The sequence below is a fragment of the Rhodococcus sp. MS13 genome (assembly GCF_013277835.1).
GTDB classification, from domain to species: Bacteria; Actinomycetota; Actinomycetes; order Mycobacteriales; family Mycobacteriaceae; genus Rhodococcus_F; species Rhodococcus_F erythropolis.
Genome location: NZ_VBTL01000009.1, coordinates 66,730 through 84,866 on the forward strand (window position 1 = coordinate 66,730; position 18,137 = coordinate 84,866).

The following is an 18,137-nucleotide window of genomic DNA, read 5'->3' on the forward strand; positions in this document are numbered from 1 at the left end:
TTCGCAGAGTCTTCCAAAGAAGTAGGGCACCCCTCATGAAACTGCAATACCGTCGGCGTGCGGTCACCGCGTCACTCGCCGTCGCCGCTGCTGCTGTCGGCCTGGCCGTCACTGCTCCCGCTGCACACGCCTCACCCGAGGATCCGACACACGGTGTTGTCGGAAGCTATTCCGCAACCCAGCCCGGTGACATCGTCGTCGACTCGGCAACCCACCGCGGATACATCACGCAGTACGGCGGACCGACCAGCTCGTTGTCCGTCGTCGACACGAAGACCGGCAAGTCCGTCGGCACCATCGACGGTGTCGTCGGTTACCCGTCGGCACTTGCCGTGGACTCGGACCTCGGACGCGCATACGTGTCCTCCTCCTACGGCGGCGCGATCTCGATTGTCGACACGAAGACCGGCAAGGTCGAAAAGACGGTCACGCTGAGCGAGAAGAACCCCGACGGCTCGCGGCCGCAGATCAACGATGTCGTCGTCGACCCCACAACACACCGCGCGTACTTCTCGGACTACAAGTCCGGCAACATCCGAGTCGTCGACCCCAACGCCGCCGACGCCGTGTCGAGCATTCTGGTCGACAAGTCGGCAACGCCGACCAAGCTCGCCTTCGACAGTGTCCGCGGCGTCCTCTACATCGCGGACACCAACTTCTTCGACGAGAATTACGGCCGCACGCTGTGGCAGGCGGACGTACGCAAGGGCGGAGCACTCAAGTCGATCGTGCGTGCCGACAACCTCTACCCGGTCGACGTCGATGTCGACACGAACACCGGCAACATCTACATGACCGACACCCGGGCAACCAACCTGTGGGCGATCACCCCGGCCGGCGCGGTTCTGTCGAAGACCACGCTGTCTCCGACCGCGATTCCCAACGGCGTGGTCGTCGACGCTGCTGCAGGCATTGCATATGTCGCGGACGTCATGAACGGACACCTGTGGTCGGTCGATCTGACGACCCGCGCCACCACCGCTCTGACCGATACCAAGGTTCCGGCACTGGAGAAGGTCAAAAACCTCGCGCTCGACACCTCGACCGGCGCCATCGCGTCGACGACCAACGGGGGCAAGGTGACCGTCGTTGCTGCGTACCCGCTACCCGCGACCGTCGAACTGCCTGCCGCTCAGGTCGGTAAGGCGTATTCGCAGAAGCTCACTGCCGCTGATACCCGGGCAGCCTTTGCGCTCACCAACGGCACTCTGCCCGGCGGACTGTCCCTCGCACAGGACGGCACCATCTCGGGAACCCCCACGGCCGTCGGCAGCGTCACCGTCGAGATAACTGCGAAGAGCGTGCTTTCGCGCGCTTCGAGTGTGACCATCGTGGTCTCCGAGGGTCCGGTCGGCCCCGTTGATCCGGGCAACCCGGGAACGGGTACCGGTTCGCTCGGTAACCTCCCCGGACTCGGTAGCCTCGGCCGCTGATCCGACCTGATACGAGAGAACCCGACCACAGCACCTGCAGTGGTCGGGTTCTTCTGTCTCCGGGCCCGCTTACGCGTAATTCACCCGGTCCACGGCTATGCGTAATTGACGCGGTCCACGGCTATGCGTAATTGACGCGGTCCACGTCGACGATCTCCTTGCCGAGCGGCATCAGCGAGATCGGAATCATCTTCAGGTTCGCGACCGCGAGCGGAATTCCGATGATCGTGATCGCCATCGCGACGGCGGTGACGATGTGTCCGATCGCCAACCAGATACCCGCGATGATCACCCAGATGACATTGCCGATCATCGAACCGACACCAGCGGTCGGCTTGTCGACGACGGTCTTACCGAACGGCCACAGTGCGTAGATGCCGATGCGGAATGCCGCGATTCCGAAGGGAATCGTGATGATGAGGATGCAGCAGATGATGCCTGCGGCGAAGTAACCCAACGCCAGCCAGAAGCCGCCGAACACCAGCCAGATCACGTTCAGGAGGATTCTCATGGTCAGTGACCTTTCGGTTGGAGGCGGGAGTGATCAGCGCACTCGTCGACCGGATCTGAGCGTGTAGACGATGGCCAGAAGGAAGCCGATCGGGCACGCGAGTGCCACCAGGTACAACGCTAGGCCGGGCGGGGTGTCGCTGAAGATGTGGACTGCGAAGATGGCCACGATCGCCAGGAATCCGACGATGAACAGTGCCATCGCCGTACGGAACAGACCGTTTCCGGTGCCGGAAGTGCGCGGGTTCGGTTGAGGGTCCACACCTACGAGGATAGTGCCTGTAAACCTGGGTGCCGACCCGGGTTCGTCACAGGTAGACTGTTAACAGACTGCGCGCCCCGCTGAAGCAAGTGTGGGGCGCGTTCTTTTGCATTCTTCCACCGGAAGCGATGCGAGCAAGGCCATGAGGCTCTTCCGAGAGCCTCCCGAGCACATTGGGGCAGATGCCCCAGTCGAGTGATGAGCAGGTGAACGCGGTGCCGACCGGCAAGGTGAAGTGGTACGACGTCGAAAAGGGTTTCGGCTTTCTGTCGCAGGAAGAGGGCGAGGACGTCTACGTCCGTGCTTCCGCTCTCCCCGAGGGCGTCGAAGGCTTGAAGGCCGGCCAGCGCGTCGAGTTCGGCATGGCTGCGGGCCGCCGCGGTCCGCAGGCGCTGAGCCTGAAGGTGCTGGAGCCGGCGCCGTCGTTGCGGGGCGCTACGGCGACGCGTCGTGAGCCCGTCGAGCGTAAGCACACCCCTGACCAGCTGCACGGCATGGTCGAGGACATGATCACGTTGCTCGAGGCGAAGGTCCAGCCGGATCTGCGCAACGGCAAGTACCCGGACCGCAAGACCGCTCAGCGGATCTCCGAGGTCGTCCGAGCCGTCGCTCGCGAGCTCGATACCTGATCGCTCGATTCGAGCTGCCGTACACGGCTTCGAAACAAAATGCCCTGCACACCAATCGGTGTGCAGGGCATTTTCGTTCTTCCGGGGATCAGGCGGTCTTGATCGACCAGATCAGTAGTCCCTGTTCGCTTCCCTCACCGACGGCGAGGTGGATTTCGACGCCGACGAGTTGCTTGACGGGATCGCTCGAAGATTCGACCGTCACTGCCAGGGCCTCGCCGGGCTCGAAGACTCGGGGTTCGCCGGTCTGGTTGCCGTCGGCATCCTCGTAGACCGCCAGCAGGGCCCACTGCGCATCGGAGACGTCCGTCGACAACGACAGCTGCAGCGGGTAGCCCGCGGGAACGTCGAGGGCATAGATGTCGCCCACCTGGGCGCACTGGGACAGATCGATGGTGCAGAACCCGGCAGGGTTCGTCTCGATCGTCTTGGCGTGTGCGTATGCAGTGATGACCGGCAGCTTTTCGGGGTCGTCGTTGATGTTCTTGATGATCACGAAAAGAACGGAGACGTAAGCAACTAGTGCCACCACCATCAGGACACTGATCGCTGCCACGATCTTCTTTGTTCTCGAGCGCATCATCACTGCGGAGTACTTCCTTGTCCTCGGTTGGATTTACCGGTGTAAATCACTTCGGTCACTTCTTGTTCGGCCAGGTCGGGTCGCTTCCCGCCTAGGCCGGGCAGGAGGCTGCTTCCTCGGTAGCTCAGGAAGGTCTGTAGAAGCCCGATCGTCAGGAACACCGATACAACAGTGAACCCGATCCAGTATTCGGTCGGAAGCAGAACCCCCAATGCGCCGCCGAGTACCCAGCTCAACTGCAGAACCGTCTCGGATCTGCCGAATCCGGACGCGATCGATTCCTCGGGCAGGTCGTGCTGGAGTGACGCGTCGAGTGAGACCTTTGCGAGTGCGCTGGCGGCGGAGGCTACGAGTGTGGCCAGCGCAGCGGTCATCAGGTTGTCCGTCAGCGCTGCGATCACCGCGATGATCCAGACCGACGCAGTGCACCGGAGCACGATCAGTGCGGGCCGGCCGAGCTTGAGGCGCGCACCCGTGGCATTTCCGGCGAAGTTTCCCAGACCGGCCGCTGCGCCGACCAGGCCGAGCATCATGGCTTGCTGGAGCGGCTCGTGATCGGTGCGTGATTTGGCGACGAACGCGATGTAGAGCGTCAGGAAGCCGGTGAGCACGCGAATGGTGCCGTTGCCCCAGAGTCCGATGATCACGGCGCGTCCGAGAGGCTGTCGGACCTTGGCCGGTTTCGCGTTCGGCTGTGGTGGGGCGCTGCCGGCGTGGTGCGCCTCGTCCGGGTGGTAGGTGATGGTCGCGGGAACCTCACCCTCGGTGACTTCGACCCACGACGGGATTCGCATGCTCAGATATGCGCCGAAGACGGTGACGGCGACGGCGAACCACAAGGCTCCGGTGGAACCGAAAGCGAGCGCGAGCGCACCCGCGACGGCGCCGGCGCCGATCGTTCCGCCGATCAACCCGAAGACCGTCAGACGCGAATTGACGCGCACCAGGTCTATTTCCGGTGGTAGGACGCGTGGTGTCACCGCACTCTTGAGTACCGAGAACGATTTACTGAGCACCATCATGCCGAGCGCGGCCGGATAGAGGATCCAACTGTCGAAGTTGAAGACCAGGATCACTGCGAGGAGTGTCCGGATTCCGAACGACGACGCGAGTGCGATGCGGCGGCCGCGCTGCAACCGGTCGAGCATCGGACCGATGAGCGGTGCGATGACCGCGAACGGTGCGATCGTGATCAGGAGATAGAGCGCGACCTTGGTCTTGTCCTCACCCGTCGCAGCCGAGAAGAACAGCGTGTTGGCCAGAGCGACGGAGATCGCGGCGTCGGTGGCGTTGTTCGTCATCACCGCGTAGGTGAGAGCGGTCAGACCGGACTTGTCCGCGCCGTCGGCCTTCGCTGCGCGCTGGAAGGTCGCGATGCCCTTGTTCGTCAGTTCGCGGCTGCGCATCGCTGCGACGCGGGTGACGGTGAGCTTGCGGGGCATCGGGGGAGCCTTGGGGGCGTCCGCACCCGGTGCCTTCGAACCGGACGCGGAATCCGAGTCTCCCCGTGATTCGGGGATCGGGTGCAGCGGCGGCAACGGCGTGCGACGCGCAGCGGGGCGAGCCGAAGGCGGGTAGTTGTCCGGGCGGGCCGCGGGTGGGTAATTGTCGTAACCGGGGTGCACCTGTTGCCCCTCCGGCTCGTCGTGGATTCGCCGAGTTTCGGGGTCGTAGGGTTCGCGCGGTCCGGTCACCACTCAATTCTGTCCTAGTGTCGGCGCGGCTACCACGCACACCCCTGCGAGTCCTGTGTCATGTCGGACTCAGTTAACAAAACGGACTTCGAACATCTGGGGCCAATACTTGCCGGTGAGCAGGAATCGATCGGTACCGGGAATCTGCGCGATGCCGTTGAGAACGTCGACGGTGCTGGTCGATCCATCCGTGACGAGTTCTTCGCGTAGAGCCGATGCGTCGTACACGTTCGTGACGGCGCCGTCCGACGGGTCGATTCGGACGACGGTGTCGGTGGTCCAGACATTGGCGTAGACGGAGCCGTCTTCGGCGCATTCCAATTCGTTCAGCTTGCCGACGGACTCCGAAGATCTGGTGACGTCGACTGTCGAGATCGGCGCAAAGGTTTCGGGATCGCGAAAGGTCAACGTGGCCGAACCGTCGCTGGAGACCAGCCGATCCCCGAGCGAACAGATTCCCCATCCCTCGGTGTCGAGTGGGAACCGCCCACGTTCGGTCAAGGTGTCCTTGTCACGGGCGATGGCGACGCCGTCTTTCCAGGTGAGTTGCCACAGTGTGTCTCCGGCGACCGTGATGCCCTCACCGAACAACGGCGGGTCGAGATCGGCACGCGCAACTTCCGGTCCCGAAGCGGGGGACTGCTCGTCGGAGATCTCGCTCGAGCGCACCCAGGACTGCCCGACGCGTCCGGTGCTTTCGTACAACCGGTTTCCGTCGATCTCGAGGCCCTGCGTGAACGCGTCGGGATCGTGCGCGGACACTCGAACGATCTCGACGGAGCCGGTTTCGGACGTGAGGCTGTCGGGAGCACCGGGGGAATCGGAGCACCCCGCCAGGGCTGACGCGATCACGGCGACCACTGCAAAAGTGCGCACGGAATTGGCGTGTGACCTACTCATCTGCCCAGCATGGCAGCCCAGTGCGTTGCGGACTTGCGGTGGTGCGGCAAACTGGAGGAGTGAGTGTTGCTACTTCTCCAGAGCGTGCAGTGCCGCGCCCAGTACTGGCCGATGCGGTCGAGCTTGCCCGAACGGCAGTCGTCGACCTGCATGAAGGCGGTGTGGGGGCATACCTCGGCGTGACGTCGGAGGACGAATTTGCCGCCACCCATCGATTTGCAGCAGACATTCCCGGATACCGCGGTTGGCAGTGGGCGGTTGTCGTCGCTGCCGGACCGGAGGACACCCGCGCAACTGTCAGTGAGTTGGCGCTGCTGCCGGGTCCCGACGCGTTGGTTGCGCCGGAATGGCTGCCATGGGATCAGCGGATTCGTCCCGGCGATCTCTCCGTCGGTGACCTACTCGCCCCGCCGGCCGAGGATCCTCGGCTCGTTCCCGGCTACGTCGCCACCGGTGACCCGGAAGTCGACGAGGTAGCTCTCGAAATCGGGCTAGGCCGCAAACAGGTCATGAGCCTCGAGGGCCGACTCGATGCCGCGCAGCGTTGGTTCGACGGTGACTTCGGCCCGGAGTCGGAGATGGCCAAGGCTGCCCCGTCGACGTGTGGGCTGTGTGGATTCTTCCTTCCACTCGCAGGTTCGCTGCACGCAGCGTTCGGCGTGTGCGGCAACGAACTCTCCGCAGACGGCCGGGTGGTCAGCGTGTCCTACGGCTGTGGCGCGCATTCGGACACCAGCTTGCCGCTCGGTGCGGGCTCGCCGCAGTTCGACGCATTCGACGACGGAGCAGTCGAGCTGATTGCGGTGCCCGCTCGCCCGTCGAGCGTTGTTGCAGTTGAGGATTCGGTATCCACCGAGTAGAAGATCCGTTCGGCACGGACGCACTCCGCGAGGCGACGCTGCGCGCGTGGTCGGAATCTCCGACGCGATTGCGTGAAGACGCGGCTGCGGAATCCGACCTCGCGAAGGCCGGGTACCGCGACCGTCTGCTCACCGAACTGGCGCAGAACGCTGCCGATGCAGCTGCACGCGAGGGCGTCGAGGGCTCTTTGTGGGTGGACGTGGACGGTCGGACGCTGACCGTCGCGAACACCGGCCGTCCGCTGGACGAATCCGGCGTTCACGCACTCACGGCGCTGCGTGCGTCGAACAAGGTCGACGCCGACGAAGGCGTGACGGGACGGTTCGGAGTCGGATTCTCGGCAGTTCTCTCGGTCGGTGACGAGGTGGAACTGCGCTCGTCGACGGGATCGATTCGATTCTCTGCCTCGCAAACTCTGCGCGAGATCGAGTCTCGCGAACTCCCCGTGCCGGAAACCGGTGTCCCCGTACTTCGTTTGGTGTGGCCGTCTGGCGAATTGCCGAGCGACGGTGCCGATTCGGAGGTGGTGCTGACGCTTCGGCCGGACGTCGATGCCGCGGCGCTGCTTTCGCAGATGGCACGTGAGGCAGTCGATCTGCTGCTCGAACTCCCGGCTCTCGGATCAATTCGTTTGGGTGAGAAGACTTTTCGGCGATCGGAACGAGTGCTGGATTCCGGTCTCGTCGAGGTGGTCATCGGAGATCGCACGTGGTGGCAGTACTCGGCGCCGAACGCACGGTGGTTGGTGCCGGTCCGCGACGGGGTCGTCGAGCCGGTCGCAGACGACGTGCTGCGGGCGCCGACCCGATCCGACGAGGAACTGTCGATCCCCGCGATCATCATTGCCGACATTGCAATGCAACCCGATCGGCGACGCCTCATGCCCGCTGCACCGATCGCTCCGCTTGCCGAGGGGTACGCGAAGTTCCTTGCTGCACTACCTCCTCGGCAGCGAACGGCACTCGTCCCGATCCCTGCCTTTGCCCGCAGCGAAACCGATTCGCTTCTGCGCGAAGCGCTTCTGAAGGAGCTGCAGGAAAACGAGTGGCTTCCGGTGGTCGGTGAACCCGACCGCGCGCCGCAGCGAGCATCCGTGGTGCCCGGGCTCAGTGATGACCTTGCCGAGTTGCTCACCGACATCATCGGCGGCCTGGTTGTCCCCGAGCTCTCCGGCCCCAAGCACGAGCGAGCACTCTCGGCAGTGTCGACGCACCGCATCGGGCTCGCGCGCATCGCGGAACTGCTCAGCGGCTTGGAACGTGAACCGAAGTGGTGGAATCGACTCTATTCGGCTCTCGAGCCCTTGGTGATCGACACTCTTGCGGTGGAAGAGCTTGGAACACTGCCGGTTCCGCTCTCCGATGGACGAACGGTGACCGGACCGCGGACCGTCGTCGTCGGCGTCGAACTGGGCGAAGACGCACCGTCTGTGCAGTGGACGAGGTTGGTTCATCCTGTCGCGGCGCACCCGTTGCTGTCTCGATTGGGAGCACAGACCGCGAGTGCCACCGACCTGCTGTCCGATCCGGCACTGCGAGCCTTGATCGAAGATGCTGCGGATCAGGATGATTCGGTAGCGACGGAGTTGGCGCAAGTGGTGCTCGGATTGGCGGCCCACGTGGCGCCAGGGGCGCTGCCGTCGTGGATCGGTGAAGTGCTGCTTCCTGATTCGGAGGGCGAATTGCGGTCCGCCGACCAACTTCTGCTTCCGGGAGCTCCCCTTGCAAGCGTCCTGGTCGAGGATTCTCCCTTCGGCATCGTCGACGCTGATTTTGTTCAGCGGGTGGGGGAGCAGGCGCTACGGGTAGTCGGTGTCGGGTGGGGTTTCACGGTGGTCCGTGAGGAATTGCCGTCCGGCCCCGATCACGATCTCGACGCCGAAGACGCATGGTGGGACACCCTCGACGAGGACCCCGAATACATCGAAGCCGTGCGCGATCTCGATCTCGTGGACGAAGACCGCTGGCCGCAGGCGCTGTCGCTGCTGGTCGAGTCGCCGGCGACGCGGGCGCTGCTCACCGACCGTCGTGGATACACGGCGTGGTGGTTGCGTTCGAATGCCGAACTCGGCGGTGAGGTGCTTGGCTTGCTGCGCGCTCCGGGCGATCGCACCTTCGAGGGATTGCTCGATGCTGCCGAACACCCCGACGCCGGATTCTTCTCCGGATTGCTGGCATCGGATACCGTCGACGATCCGGAACTGGCTCAGCTGCTACTCGATCGGCTTGCCGACCCACTACGGATGCCGGCCTCCGCCGTCGTCGCGCGGACGCACCGACTGCTGGGTGAGGCAGCGCAGCGACGGGTTCTCGACCTGGAGGAACTGCACCTGCCGCCGTTCGTGCGAGGCCTTTCCGGCGATCTGGTCGATCCCGGCGACGCCCTTGTTCTCGACCGACCGTGGCTGGGAGCGGCACTGCCTGCACAACGAGTGGTGCTCGGCAGTTTCGAGACAGCTGACGCACTGGCAGATCTGCTCGACGTCGCTACGGCGTCCACATCCGTTCACGGACGAGTGAGCAGCACCGGCGTTGTGACGACGTGGGCGAACGAACCACAGGCAGTTCTCGGCTTCGCAGCCCTCGGCCGTGAGGTTCCCGGCGGCGAGGTAGTGATCCATCACGAACTGTCGGTGGAACTGACAGGAGCGGTGGAGGCGACAGTGACCGTGCCGTGGTGGGTGGACTCGGACGGCGTTCATCACGTGATGCGCACGTGGACTCTGCCGCAAGGGATGTGAGGGCAGATGTCTTTTGATCAGTGGGTACTCGACAGTGCAGTGAGCCAGCGGACGGCGTGGCTCGTGGACGTGGTCGACGTCATCACCGACAGCGGCGGAACCCTCGCGTCGTGGCTGATCGCGACGCTGCTCACGATCGTGCTTCTGGTTCGGGGGCTCCGAACGGAAGCTCTGCTGATCGCCGGATCGATGTTGACCGGTCTGCTCGTGATGAGCGGATTGAAGCGCATCTTCACGCGAACCCGTCCACCCCTGCCGGAGCGTTTGATCGAAATCGATTCGTATTCGTTCCCGTCGGGCCACGCGATGATGAGCGCGATACTCGCGACTTCGGTTGCCGCAGTGATTCTTCGGCTTGCTTTGCCGAGGCTCGCGAAGATGGCAATGCTCGCGAGCCTCGGCCTGTACACGATCGCTGTCGGATTCTCCCGCGTCTACCTGGCTGCCCATTGGATGACCGATGTGCTGGCAGGTTGGGCGTTCGGGATGGTGTGGGCCGGAGTGTGGATCTGGGGAACTGCGCAGATCAGGAAGCGCCGGGCGCTGGTTACTTCGTGAGTTCGGCGAGTAGTTGGCTTGTCGCCCACGGCAAGCTCAGTGCTGAACTCGCGGTCAGGGCCGCACCGACCTGCGGGGCCTGATCGTCGTTGACGTAGACGACGCGATTGTTCTTGACCACGTCGAGTTGCTGGAAGCCCGGATTGTTTCGGACCGCCTGGGCGGCATCGGGATTGCCGATGACAACGAGACGGTCCACGTCGAGGAGATCTAGTCGCTCGGTGGAGATGGGCGCGTAGAACTCACCGTTCATCAATGCCTCGACCGCGGGAGCAGGTTTGAATTCGAGACTGCCGAGGACCCGTCCGCGGGCGTCCTCGGAGGAGAAGGCGTAGAACTCCGGGGTCGTGTCGACGCTGATGATCACCGCGGTCTGGTCTGCAAATTCCGGGTGAGCGCTTCTGGCGTCGGCGAACTGCTTGTCGATATCGGCGACCAACTTCTCGCCGTCGGCTTCGCGACCCACTGCCTTCGCTGCGGTCTTCGTCGTGATCTGCCACGGAGTTGCGTAGTCGCCGTAGGCCGGATCCTTCGCGACGGTCGGGGCGATCGCGGAAAGTGTGCTGTACAGGTCTTTGTCGATGCTCGAGTAGAGCGCGAGGATCAAGTCAGGCTCGAGCGCAGCGATCTTTTCGACGCTGATCGTGGTTTCGGGATTGCTGCCGACGACGGTCGGTTCGGTTCCGCCCCAAGGGCCGGTGACCCACGGCCACGTGCGGTTGACGTCCGGCTCGCCCGGGTACTGATTGACCATTCCGACGGGCTTGATGCCCAAGGCCAGCAGAGCCTGCTCGTCGTTGTAACCGACGGTGACGATCCGTTTTGGTTCGGAATCGATCGTGGTGCTGCCGAAAGCGTGATCGATCGTGACGGGGAAGGCGCCGCCACCGGAACTCGACGAACTACTTGCTGCGTCATCGTTCGAACTGCAGGAGACGAGTGCTGTGCCGACCAGGGCGACCAGAGCAACCGATGTCAGTCTCATCCAACGTCCTCGGCTTTTCCAACGATTTCGGTGGGAGATCTTCACGGTTACGTGGTTCCTTTCAGCATTGACAAGCTAAGACCGACACTAGGGTGCAGGGTAGGCTTACCACACTGAAAGGGTGAATCGACCTGCTCAGTCGACCAGACCGGCGCCCTGTTGTGCGCCCTTGTCACCGCGCACAGCTGCGCGTCGTTGAATGGAGAACAGAGCGAGGCCGAGGAAGCCGACTCCGATACCCGCGTAACAGATCGGGAGTGCATCCGACCAACGATCGCCGCTCACCGCGACCACGATCGTGGCGACCACCCACAACGCGGTGCCGATGATCAGTGCCGGCGCGGGTGCGGACAATTTGCCGATCAGGCTGGTTGTGTTGCGAGTCTCCGTCACAAAATTAACGCTACCCGTACCCCGGTGGCCTACTCTCCCTAGTGCGACCGGCTTCATGTGCGCCGGCACACGGCGACCTACAGCGATGGGGAAAGAACAAACATGGCGGCACCCGGCAAGATCCTCGACACCTATTTCAAGATCAGCGAACGAGGGTCGACGATCTCGACCGAGGTTCGCGGCGGTGTCGTCACCTTCGTGGCGATGGCCTACATCGTGGTCCTCAACCCCCTGATCCTCGGCAGTTTCTCGGCTGACGACGCTGCAGCGAAGACCGACGTTCTCGGCAACATCCTTCCGGTCAACCAGGTGGCTGCGGTCACCGCTCTGGTTGCCGGCCTGATGAGCATCGTCTTCGGTCTCGTTGCCAACTATCCGTTTGCCATCGCCGCGGGTCTCGGCATCAACAGCCTGCTCGCCGTCACCATCGCACCTCAGGTCACCTGGCCCGAGGCGATGGGACTGGTGGTCATCGACGGTGTGATCATCGTTCTGTTGGCACTCACCGGTTTCCGAACTGCGGTGTTCAATGCGATTCCCTCGGCATTGAAGTCCGCGATCGCGGCCGGTATCGGCATGTTCATCGCTTTCATCGGACTGGTCGACGCCGGATTCGTCCGCCGCATCCCCGATGCCGCCGGTACGACGGTTCCCGTCGGACTCGGAATCAACGGCTCGATCGCTTCGTGGCCGACCGTGGTGTTCATCTTCGGTGTCCTGCTCATGGGTGTTCTGGTCGTGCGCAAGGTTCGTGGTGGACTGCTGATCGGCATCGTCGTCACGACGATCCTCGCCGCGATCATCGAGGCAGTTGCCGATGTCGGACCCTCGCTCGGAACCAACCCCAAGGGCTGGAACCTCAGCATCCCCGCGATCCCGGAGATGCTCGGTGGTATGCCTGATCTGAGCCTGGTCGGCGACGTCAGCATCTTCGGCGCGTTCACCCGCATCGGTGTTCTGGCCGCCAGCCTGCTTGTCTTCACCCTCGTGCTCGCGAATTTCTTCGACGCCATGGGCACGATGACGGGTCTCGGTAAGGAAGCCGGCCTGACCGACAAGGACGGAAACCTCCCCAACGTCGGTCGCGCGCTTGTCGTCGAAGGCGCGGGCGCGATCGTGGGCGGTGGCGCTTCGGCGTCGTCGAACACCGTGTTCGTGGAATCCGCGTCGGGTATCGCCGAAGGCGCCCGCACGGGCCTGGCAAATGTCGTGACCGGACTGCTCTTCCTCGTCGCGATGTTCCTGACGCCGCTCTACTCCGTCGTGCCGATCGAGGCAGCTGCGCCTGCCCTCGTCGTCGTCGGTGCGCTGATGATCGGACAGGTCCGAGACATCGATTTCACCAAGTTCTCGGTGGCACTCCCGGCGTTCCTGACCATGATCGTCATGCCGTTCACCTACTCGATCGCCAACGGCATCGGTGTCGGCTTCATTTCATGGGTGGTCCTGCACGCTGCCAGCGGTGGTATCAAGAAGATCCACCCGTTGCTCTGGATCGTGGCGGCACTTTTTGTGGCCTACTTCACTGTCGGACCCATTACCGACGCCCTTACGTGAAATCAGGGTTGACCGGTATTCGATTACGTGAGCTACCGGCCAGCTCTTGACGTATTGTCTGACGCGTGACCACCGAAACTCGTGCGCTGGCCAGCGATCTTTCCCTGGCTGTAGTGCGTCTCACCAGGCATCTGCGCGGCCGCAGAGTCGACGCTCAGGTATCGCTGACGCAACTGTCCGCTTTGGCGAGCCTGGATCAGTACGGCCCGATGACCCCTGGCGTACTCGCAGCACGTGAGAAAGTTCAGCCGCCGTCGATGACGCGCGTTGTTGCTTCTCTCGCCGAGCTCGGTCTGGTCGAGCGCTCGCCGCATCCCACGGACGGTCGTCAGATCATCGTGAATCTCTCCGACGCCGGGCAGGCGTTGCTCGCGGACGAGACCCATGCGCGTGAGGCGTGGATGAACGAGCAGCTGGCCGGGCTGGGTGGCGAAGAACTCGCGACGCTGCGCGGTGCCGTCGGGATCATCACGGAGATGGTCAACAAGACGGAGTAGTTCCGCGAGTTATGCGGTCGCGTAGCTCCGCTACATAGAGGTCGTTGCCCAAACGAATTACTCGAGGGGCAAGATGGTGGAGTGCCCCGAGACCCCGATTCCGGCATGTTTGCCGCGCTCCACAACCGCAACTACCGCCTTTGGGCTTCCGGACAGATTGTTTCTCTGGTCGGCACGTGGATGCAACGTATTGCCCAGGACTGGCTGGTACTGACGCTCTCGGACGGCAACGCGTTGGCGGTGGGCATCGTCATGGCCTTGCAGTTCGGTCCGACGCTGTTTCTGTCGGTGTGGGGTGGGGTGCTGGCCGATCGGTACGACAAGCGTCGGATCCTGATCTTCACGCAGTGGGCGAGTGCGGTATGCGCACTGGTGTTGGGTCTGTTGGACGTCGGTGGGCTCGTCGCGTTGTGGCACGTCTTCCTGATCGCCTTTGCCCTCGGCTGTGTCTCGGCGCTCGACGCACCGGTGCGTCAGTCGTTCACTATCGAGATGGTGGGCAAGGAACACCTGTCCAATGCCATCGCGCTCAACTCGATGACGTTCAACACGGCCCGCATCGTCGGTCCGGCCATCTCGGGTGTTTTGATCAACCTGATCGGAACCGGGTGGGTGTTCCTGCTCAACGTCGCGACGTTCGGTGGGGTCCTCATCGCGCTGTACCTGATGAACAAGAAGGAGCTGATCCCGTCCGAACCGGCGCCGCGTACCAAGGGGCAGGTGCGCGACGGGTTCCGATATGTGTGGGGTCGCAAAGACCTTCGGGTGATCATGGTGTCCGTCTTCATGGTCTCGACGTTCGGCCTGAACTTCGCGATCAGCCTGGCGGTGATGGCGCGCAACACGTTCGGTCTCGAAGCCGACGGTTACGGACTGCTGTCCACGACGCTTGCCGTGGGAACCCTTGCAGGCGCTGCGTATGCCGCAAGGCGCAAGGAAGCGCCGCGGTTGCGGACGTTCCTCGGTGCCGCCGTGGCTTTCGGCGTGTTCGAGGTCGCGGTGGGATTGATGCCTACCTACGCGTTGGTGGCGCTGATGTTGATTCCCACGGGCGCACTGACGTTGACGTTCACGACGTCCGCGATGAACATCCTGCAGATGTCGGTCCCCTCCGAGATGCGTGGGCGGGTGATGGGCATCTACATGCTCAGTTTCCTCGGTGGCACACCGCTGGGAAGCCCGCTGCTTGGTTGGCTCGCCGACTCCGTGGATCCCCGTGCGCCCCTGATCGTGGGCGGAGTGATCTCGCTCGTCTCGGGCACAGTGGCCGGGGTGTACCTGCTACGTAGCGAAGGGCTGAAACTTCGTCTTGCGAGGCCGGAAGACGGTGGAAGGTTGCCGGTGTTCGTCCTGCGTCCGGTGATCGTGTGCGACGCGACCGAACAGGCAGTCGAGGCTAGCCGCGCGCCGTGACCTTCTCGCGCTTGGGAAACACCGTGTAGCTCAGGGCGATTGCTCCCCAGATTCCCAGCGCCACTGTCAGCTTGCTGATCCATCCGTCGAGGGCACCCGTACGTGCGGGGTCGTCGACGAGGAAGATGGCCGCGCCGAGAAGTCCGCACGCGATGGCCCAGGCGATCGCGGCTTTGCCGAACTCGCGCCATTCGCGCAGTGCTCGCGCACTCCCGTACTCGGGTGGCGCGACGGGAGCCGGGCCGCCGGCGAATCGGTAGGCGAACCTGGCGTCGGCCCAGGAGATGAGACTGTGCCCGAACGCAACGGAGAAGCCGATGTAGGCCGCAGCAAGCCCGTGGGTGAAGTTCGCCTCGCCGCCGCCCCGAAGATCGAGGGCTGTGGCGACGAGCAGGACGACGTCGACCAGGGGTGCGCAGATGAGCAGTGCGGCACCCAGCGTCTTGCGGCGCAGCAGATAGCGGGCGGCGAGACCGGCGGCGATGAACACCCAGAACATGATTTCGCACGCGATGATCAGATGGACGATCATGACATCAGCTCATTTCTAGTACGACTGTGTTAGTGATCGAAAACTAGCACAACTGTGTTAGCTTTGTGAAGTGGTGAAACGAAGCAGCCCCGATGAGCGACGGGAAGAGATCGCCGAGGCTGTCTGGCGTGTGATCCGTCGTGATGGTGTGGCGAGCGCGAGCGTCCGGGCCGTCGCGGACGAGGCGAAGATGTCGACGGGGTCGCTAAGGCACTTCTTCGCGACGCAGTCCGAACTCTTGCTGTTCGCGATGACGCTCGTGACCGTCCGAGTGGAGAAGAGAATCGCCGGCATCGACTTCGATCCCGACATCCGCCGCGCGATCCGCCAGTTCACCGATCAGTTCGTTCCCCTCGACGAAGATCGGCGTGAAGAAATGCAGGTCTGGGAGGCGTTTGCTGCTGCCGCCCAGACCGATTCGACGTTGACCGCAGTGCGTGACGAGACGGACCGGACGCTGTTCGAGCACTATCGAACATTTGTCGAGGCCGTACATGATGCAGGATTCCTGCAGCCGGACGCTTCGGTCGACATCGAGGCGATGAGGTTGCATGCGCTCGCCGACGGGCTCGCGTCGCACGGCGTCGACAATCCCGAGCGAACCAATCCGCAGGTGATCGGCCAGGTGCTCGACGCGCATTTCGCTACGCTGCTGCGCTAGGTCGGGAGTAGTGGCGGGGGCCCGCGGTGCGTACGGCACGATAGACCCGTGGTTCACGTCATCGACATCTCAGATCCCGCCGACCCCCGGTTGGATGACTTTCGCGATCTCAACTCCTCGGATCGGCGCCCCGACCTGCCGGAGGGCAAGGGACTGGTCATCGCCGAAGGAGTGTTCGTCACTCAGCGACTGCTGACGTCGCGGTTCCAGCCGATCAGTCTTCTCGGCGTCGAACGACGGCTCCTGGAGCTCGCTGACGATCTCGACGGTGTGGACGTGCCGTTCTACCGTACGAGCGCCGAAGTGATGGCCGAGGTCGTCGGATTCCACCTGAACCGTGGCGTCCTCGCTGCAGCAGCGCGCCCGGCACCACTCGCGGTCTCGGACGTGCTGAAGGACGCAAAGACCGTCGTGGTCCTCGAAGGCGTCAACGATCACGAGAACCTCGGCTCGATGTTCCGCAACGCTGCAGGGCTCGGCGTCGACGCCGTTCTGTTCGGGAAGGGTTGTGCTGACCCGCTGTACCGGCGGTCGGTCCGTGTGTCGATGGGGCACGTGCTGCGAGTGCCCTTCGCGCATGTGGCAAAGTGGCCACATGACTTGGATGAGCTGCGTGGCAACGGTTTTCAGCTCATATCCTTGACTCCGAATCCGGAAGCGGTCACTTTGGCCGATGCGATGACCGGGGAGAAGGTGGCGCTACTGCTGGGCGCCGAGGGGCCAGGTCTGACCGAACATGCGATGCGGGCCACCGACATTCGTGCCAAGATACCGATGGCACCTGGTACCGATTCGCTCAACGTCGCGACCGCAGCGGCGATGGCCTTCTACGAACGTGTCAGGACCGGCCGGTGACTCTGGACCGCACGCCCTGGTTCACCGGAATCGCGGTGTCGGTATTCGCCGCGATGCTCTCGACCAGCGCCGTCGCGGCGTTCTGCGTCGCGCTCGGCAACGTGAACGTGCTCCTGGCGGTTGTCGTCAATATCATTGCGGTAGGCGGACTTGCGCCGACCGTCTGGCGCTGGCGAGCCGTCCCCGTGTGGCGATGGGTGGTCTACGGCGCGGTAGTCGGCGTTCCGCTCGGGTGGATCGCAGCGATAGCCGCGTGACTGTGTGATGCTTGTTCGCGCTACTTGAACCCGAAGTACCGGGCGAGGCGACCGCGCGGCTTGGCCACGGGTGCGTCGTGGATCGGCGGCATGTTTTCGGGCATGGGTATCTCTGTCGGCGCCTGCTCGGGTACCGGTACGGGAGCTGGGGGCGCAGGTTTGGGTGCCTCGCCGGGGCGGTGAATCTTGAAGCCCCACAGGAGAATCTGCGTTGTGTCGAGTTCGTGTTCTCGCGGCGCGCCGGTGTATCGGAATCCCAGCCACTCGAGGTTGGCGGACTCCGCGAACTGCTGCGGGTGGAACGGAAGTGACTGCGGATCGGGCAGGATCCCGGGCGGGTAACGCAGGGGATGGTTGCCGGCCCAGAATTCCAGTTCCCACGTCTGCGGGATCCCCAGATTTTCGACGATGTCGATCGGGATGGCACTGAACGAGCGTCGTAGCTCGCCGTTCTCCCACAGTGCAAACGAACCCTGCGCGGTTTCGGGGACGGAGCTGATCAACAGCGTCGAGCCACCCTCGGCCGAAAGGTGCCAGGACTCAGGCAGTTTCGAGGGGACAAATGTGCTGAGTTCGGAACTGCAGACGACGCTCACTCGGCCGTACGCGCCGACGAAGACGTAGCCGGGGCTCACCGTCGCGGCCATCGACAGCGGCTGAGGACCGAGAGACTCGAACTCCTTGTCCGGGTACAGCGACATGGCGATTTTCAGCGCCTCGGTCTGATCCGGCTGTGGGTACTTGCTCAATTCGGTGCGAGCGTCTGCGCCGCCCAGAAACCAGATCGTCGATACCCGTGCAGCCACCGGCAGCCCTC

Annotated in this window: 20 protein-coding genes; 11 read left to right on the forward strand and 9 right to left on the reverse strand. The window is 63.6% G+C overall.

The window, feature by feature from the left end; translation table 11 throughout:
- The first annotated feature begins 35 nt into the window (after positions 1-35).
- Positions 36-1,433: a putative Ig domain-containing protein gene (locus FEZ59_RS17740; RefSeq protein ID WP_172932967.1), complete on the forward strand. Its 1,398-nt coding sequence runs from the start codon at positions 36-38 to the stop codon at positions 1,431-1,433.
- Between the two features lie 121 nt (positions 1,434-1,554).
- Here the strand turns inward: FEZ59_RS17740 and FEZ59_RS17745 are convergent, their stop codons facing one another.
- Entirely contained in the window at positions 1,555-1,944 is a 390-nt protein-coding gene (locus FEZ59_RS17745) for a YccF domain-containing protein (RefSeq protein ID WP_003939919.1), read from the reverse strand.
- A 33-nt stretch (positions 1,945-1,977) separates the two neighbouring features.
- Complete coding sequence (locus tag FEZ59_RS17750; RefSeq protein ID WP_003940194.1) at positions 1,978-2,205, reverse strand: hypothetical protein; 228 nt, start codon at positions 2,203-2,205, stop codon at positions 1,978-1,980.
- A gap of 215 nt (positions 2,206-2,420) precedes the next feature.
- Here FEZ59_RS17750 and FEZ59_RS17755 point away from each other — a divergent pair, with 215 nt between their 5' ends.
- Positions 2,421-2,834, forward strand: coding sequence for a cold-shock protein (locus FEZ59_RS17755; protein ID WP_007733502.1), 414 nt, complete (start codon positions 2,421-2,423; stop codon positions 2,832-2,834).
- Between the two features lie 88 nt (positions 2,835-2,922).
- Here the strand turns inward: FEZ59_RS17755 and FEZ59_RS17760 are convergent, their stop codons facing one another.
- The 3 genes from FEZ59_RS17760 to FEZ59_RS17770 all read right to left on the reverse strand — a co-directional run bounded on the left by FEZ59_RS17760 (position 2,923) and on the right by FEZ59_RS17770 (position 6,011).
- A complete protein-coding gene (locus FEZ59_RS17760; protein WP_202022966.1) occupies positions 2,923-3,417 on the reverse strand; it encodes a DUF2771 domain-containing protein in 495 nt (164 codons plus the stop codon).
- The gene (locus FEZ59_RS17765) at positions 3,417-5,111 is read right to left on the reverse strand and encodes an MFS transporter (protein WP_030244200.1); all 1,695 of its coding nucleotides are present in this window, start codon (positions 5,109-5,111) and stop codon (positions 3,417-3,419) included. Before FEZ59_RS17765 ends, FEZ59_RS17760 begins: the two co-directional genes overlap by 1 nt.
- 69 nt (positions 5,112-5,180) lie before the next feature.
- Positions 5,181-6,011, reverse strand: coding sequence for a glutaminyl-peptide cyclotransferase (locus tag FEZ59_RS17770; protein ID WP_021332212.1), 831 nt, complete (start codon positions 6,009-6,011; stop codon positions 5,181-5,183).
- A gap of 38 nt (positions 6,012-6,049) precedes the next feature.
- On the opposite strand from FEZ59_RS17770, the gene FEZ59_RS17775 reads away from it, so the two are divergent.
- From FEZ59_RS17775 to FEZ59_RS17785, 3 genes are all read left to right on the forward strand, one after another.
- A complete protein-coding gene (locus FEZ59_RS17775; RefSeq protein WP_019744932.1) occupies positions 6,050-6,871 on the forward strand; it encodes a DUF3027 domain-containing protein in 822 nt (273 codons plus the stop codon).
- A 68-nt stretch (positions 6,872-6,939) separates the two neighbouring features.
- A complete protein-coding gene (locus FEZ59_RS17780; RefSeq protein WP_134999129.1) occupies positions 6,940-9,612 on the forward strand; it encodes an ATP-binding protein in 2,673 nt (890 codons plus the stop codon).
- Between the two features lie 6 nt (positions 9,613-9,618).
- A complete protein-coding gene (locus FEZ59_RS17785) occupies positions 9,619-10,170 on the forward strand; it encodes a phosphatase PAP2 family protein (RefSeq protein ID WP_020908797.1) in 552 nt (183 codons plus the stop codon).
- Here FEZ59_RS17785 and FEZ59_RS17790 read toward each other — a convergent pair.
- Positions 10,160-11,155 carry an iron-siderophore ABC transporter substrate-binding protein gene (locus FEZ59_RS17790; protein ID WP_172932969.1) on the reverse strand — a complete coding sequence of 332 codons (996 nt, stop codon included), beginning with the start codon at positions 11,153-11,155 and terminating at the stop codon, positions 10,160-10,162. The two genes, FEZ59_RS17785 and FEZ59_RS17790, sit on opposite strands and share 11 nt — an antisense overlap.
- Positions 11,156-11,290: 135 nt before the next feature.
- Positions 11,291-11,548 carry a DUF2530 domain-containing protein gene (locus FEZ59_RS17795; RefSeq protein ID WP_019744928.1) on the reverse strand — a complete coding sequence of 86 codons (258 nt, stop codon included), beginning with the start codon at positions 11,546-11,548 and terminating at the stop codon, positions 11,291-11,293.
- A gap of 102 nt (positions 11,549-11,650) precedes the next feature.
- Between FEZ59_RS17795 and FEZ59_RS17800 the strand changes: the two genes are divergently transcribed.
- The 3 genes from FEZ59_RS17800 (at position 11,651) to FEZ59_RS17810 (ending at position 15,015) form a co-directional block, all read left to right on the forward strand.
- The gene (locus tag FEZ59_RS17800; protein ID WP_020970489.1) at positions 11,651-13,105 is read left to right on the forward strand and encodes an NCS2 family permease; all 1,455 of its coding nucleotides are present in this window, start codon (positions 11,651-11,653) and stop codon (positions 13,103-13,105) included.
- A 65-nt stretch (positions 13,106-13,170) separates the two neighbouring features.
- On the forward strand, positions 13,171-13,602 hold the full coding sequence (locus FEZ59_RS17805) for a MarR family transcriptional regulator (RefSeq protein WP_019744926.1): 432 nt from the start codon (positions 13,171-13,173) through the stop codon (positions 13,600-13,602).
- Positions 13,603-13,707: 105 nt separating this feature from the next.
- On the forward strand, positions 13,708-15,015 hold the full coding sequence (locus FEZ59_RS17810; protein ID WP_007733487.1) for an MFS transporter: 1,308 nt from the start codon (positions 13,708-13,710) through the stop codon (positions 15,013-15,015).
- Here the strand turns inward: FEZ59_RS17810 and FEZ59_RS17815 are convergent.
- Positions 14,999-15,547 carry a hypothetical protein gene (locus FEZ59_RS17815; RefSeq protein ID WP_134999132.1) on the reverse strand — a complete coding sequence of 183 codons (549 nt, stop codon included), beginning with the start codon at positions 15,545-15,547 and terminating at the stop codon, positions 14,999-15,001. The genes FEZ59_RS17810 and FEZ59_RS17815 overlap by 17 nt on opposite strands.
- 70 nt (positions 15,548-15,617) lie before the next feature.
- On the opposite strand from FEZ59_RS17815, the gene FEZ59_RS17820 reads away from it, so the two are divergent.
- The 3 genes from FEZ59_RS17820 to FEZ59_RS17830 are packed head-to-tail and all read left to right on the forward strand — an operon-like array spanning position 15,618 to position 17,320.
- The gene (locus tag FEZ59_RS17820; protein WP_019744923.1) at positions 15,618-16,208 is read left to right on the forward strand and encodes a TetR family transcriptional regulator C-terminal domain-containing protein; all 591 of its coding nucleotides are present in this window, start codon (positions 15,618-15,620) and stop codon (positions 16,206-16,208) included.
- A 48-nt stretch (positions 16,209-16,256) separates the two neighbouring features.
- Positions 16,257-17,063 (forward strand): RNA methyltransferase, encoded by an 807-nt coding sequence (locus FEZ59_RS17825; RefSeq protein ID WP_019744922.1) that lies wholly within the window; start codon positions 16,257-16,259, stop codon positions 17,061-17,063.
- Positions 17,060-17,320, forward strand: coding sequence for a DUF2537 domain-containing protein (locus FEZ59_RS17830; RefSeq protein WP_019744921.1), 261 nt, complete (start codon positions 17,060-17,062; stop codon positions 17,318-17,320). The genes FEZ59_RS17825 and FEZ59_RS17830 overlap by 4 nt, the downstream gene beginning before the upstream one ends.
- A 20-nt stretch (positions 17,321-17,340) precedes the next feature.
- Here FEZ59_RS17830 and FEZ59_RS17835 read toward each other — a convergent pair whose 3' ends face one another.
- Positions 17,341-18,126: a hypothetical protein gene (locus FEZ59_RS17835; protein WP_046379063.1), complete on the reverse strand. Its 786-nt coding sequence runs from the start codon at positions 18,124-18,126 to the stop codon at positions 17,341-17,343.
- Positions 18,127-18,137: the final 11 nt, after the last annotated feature.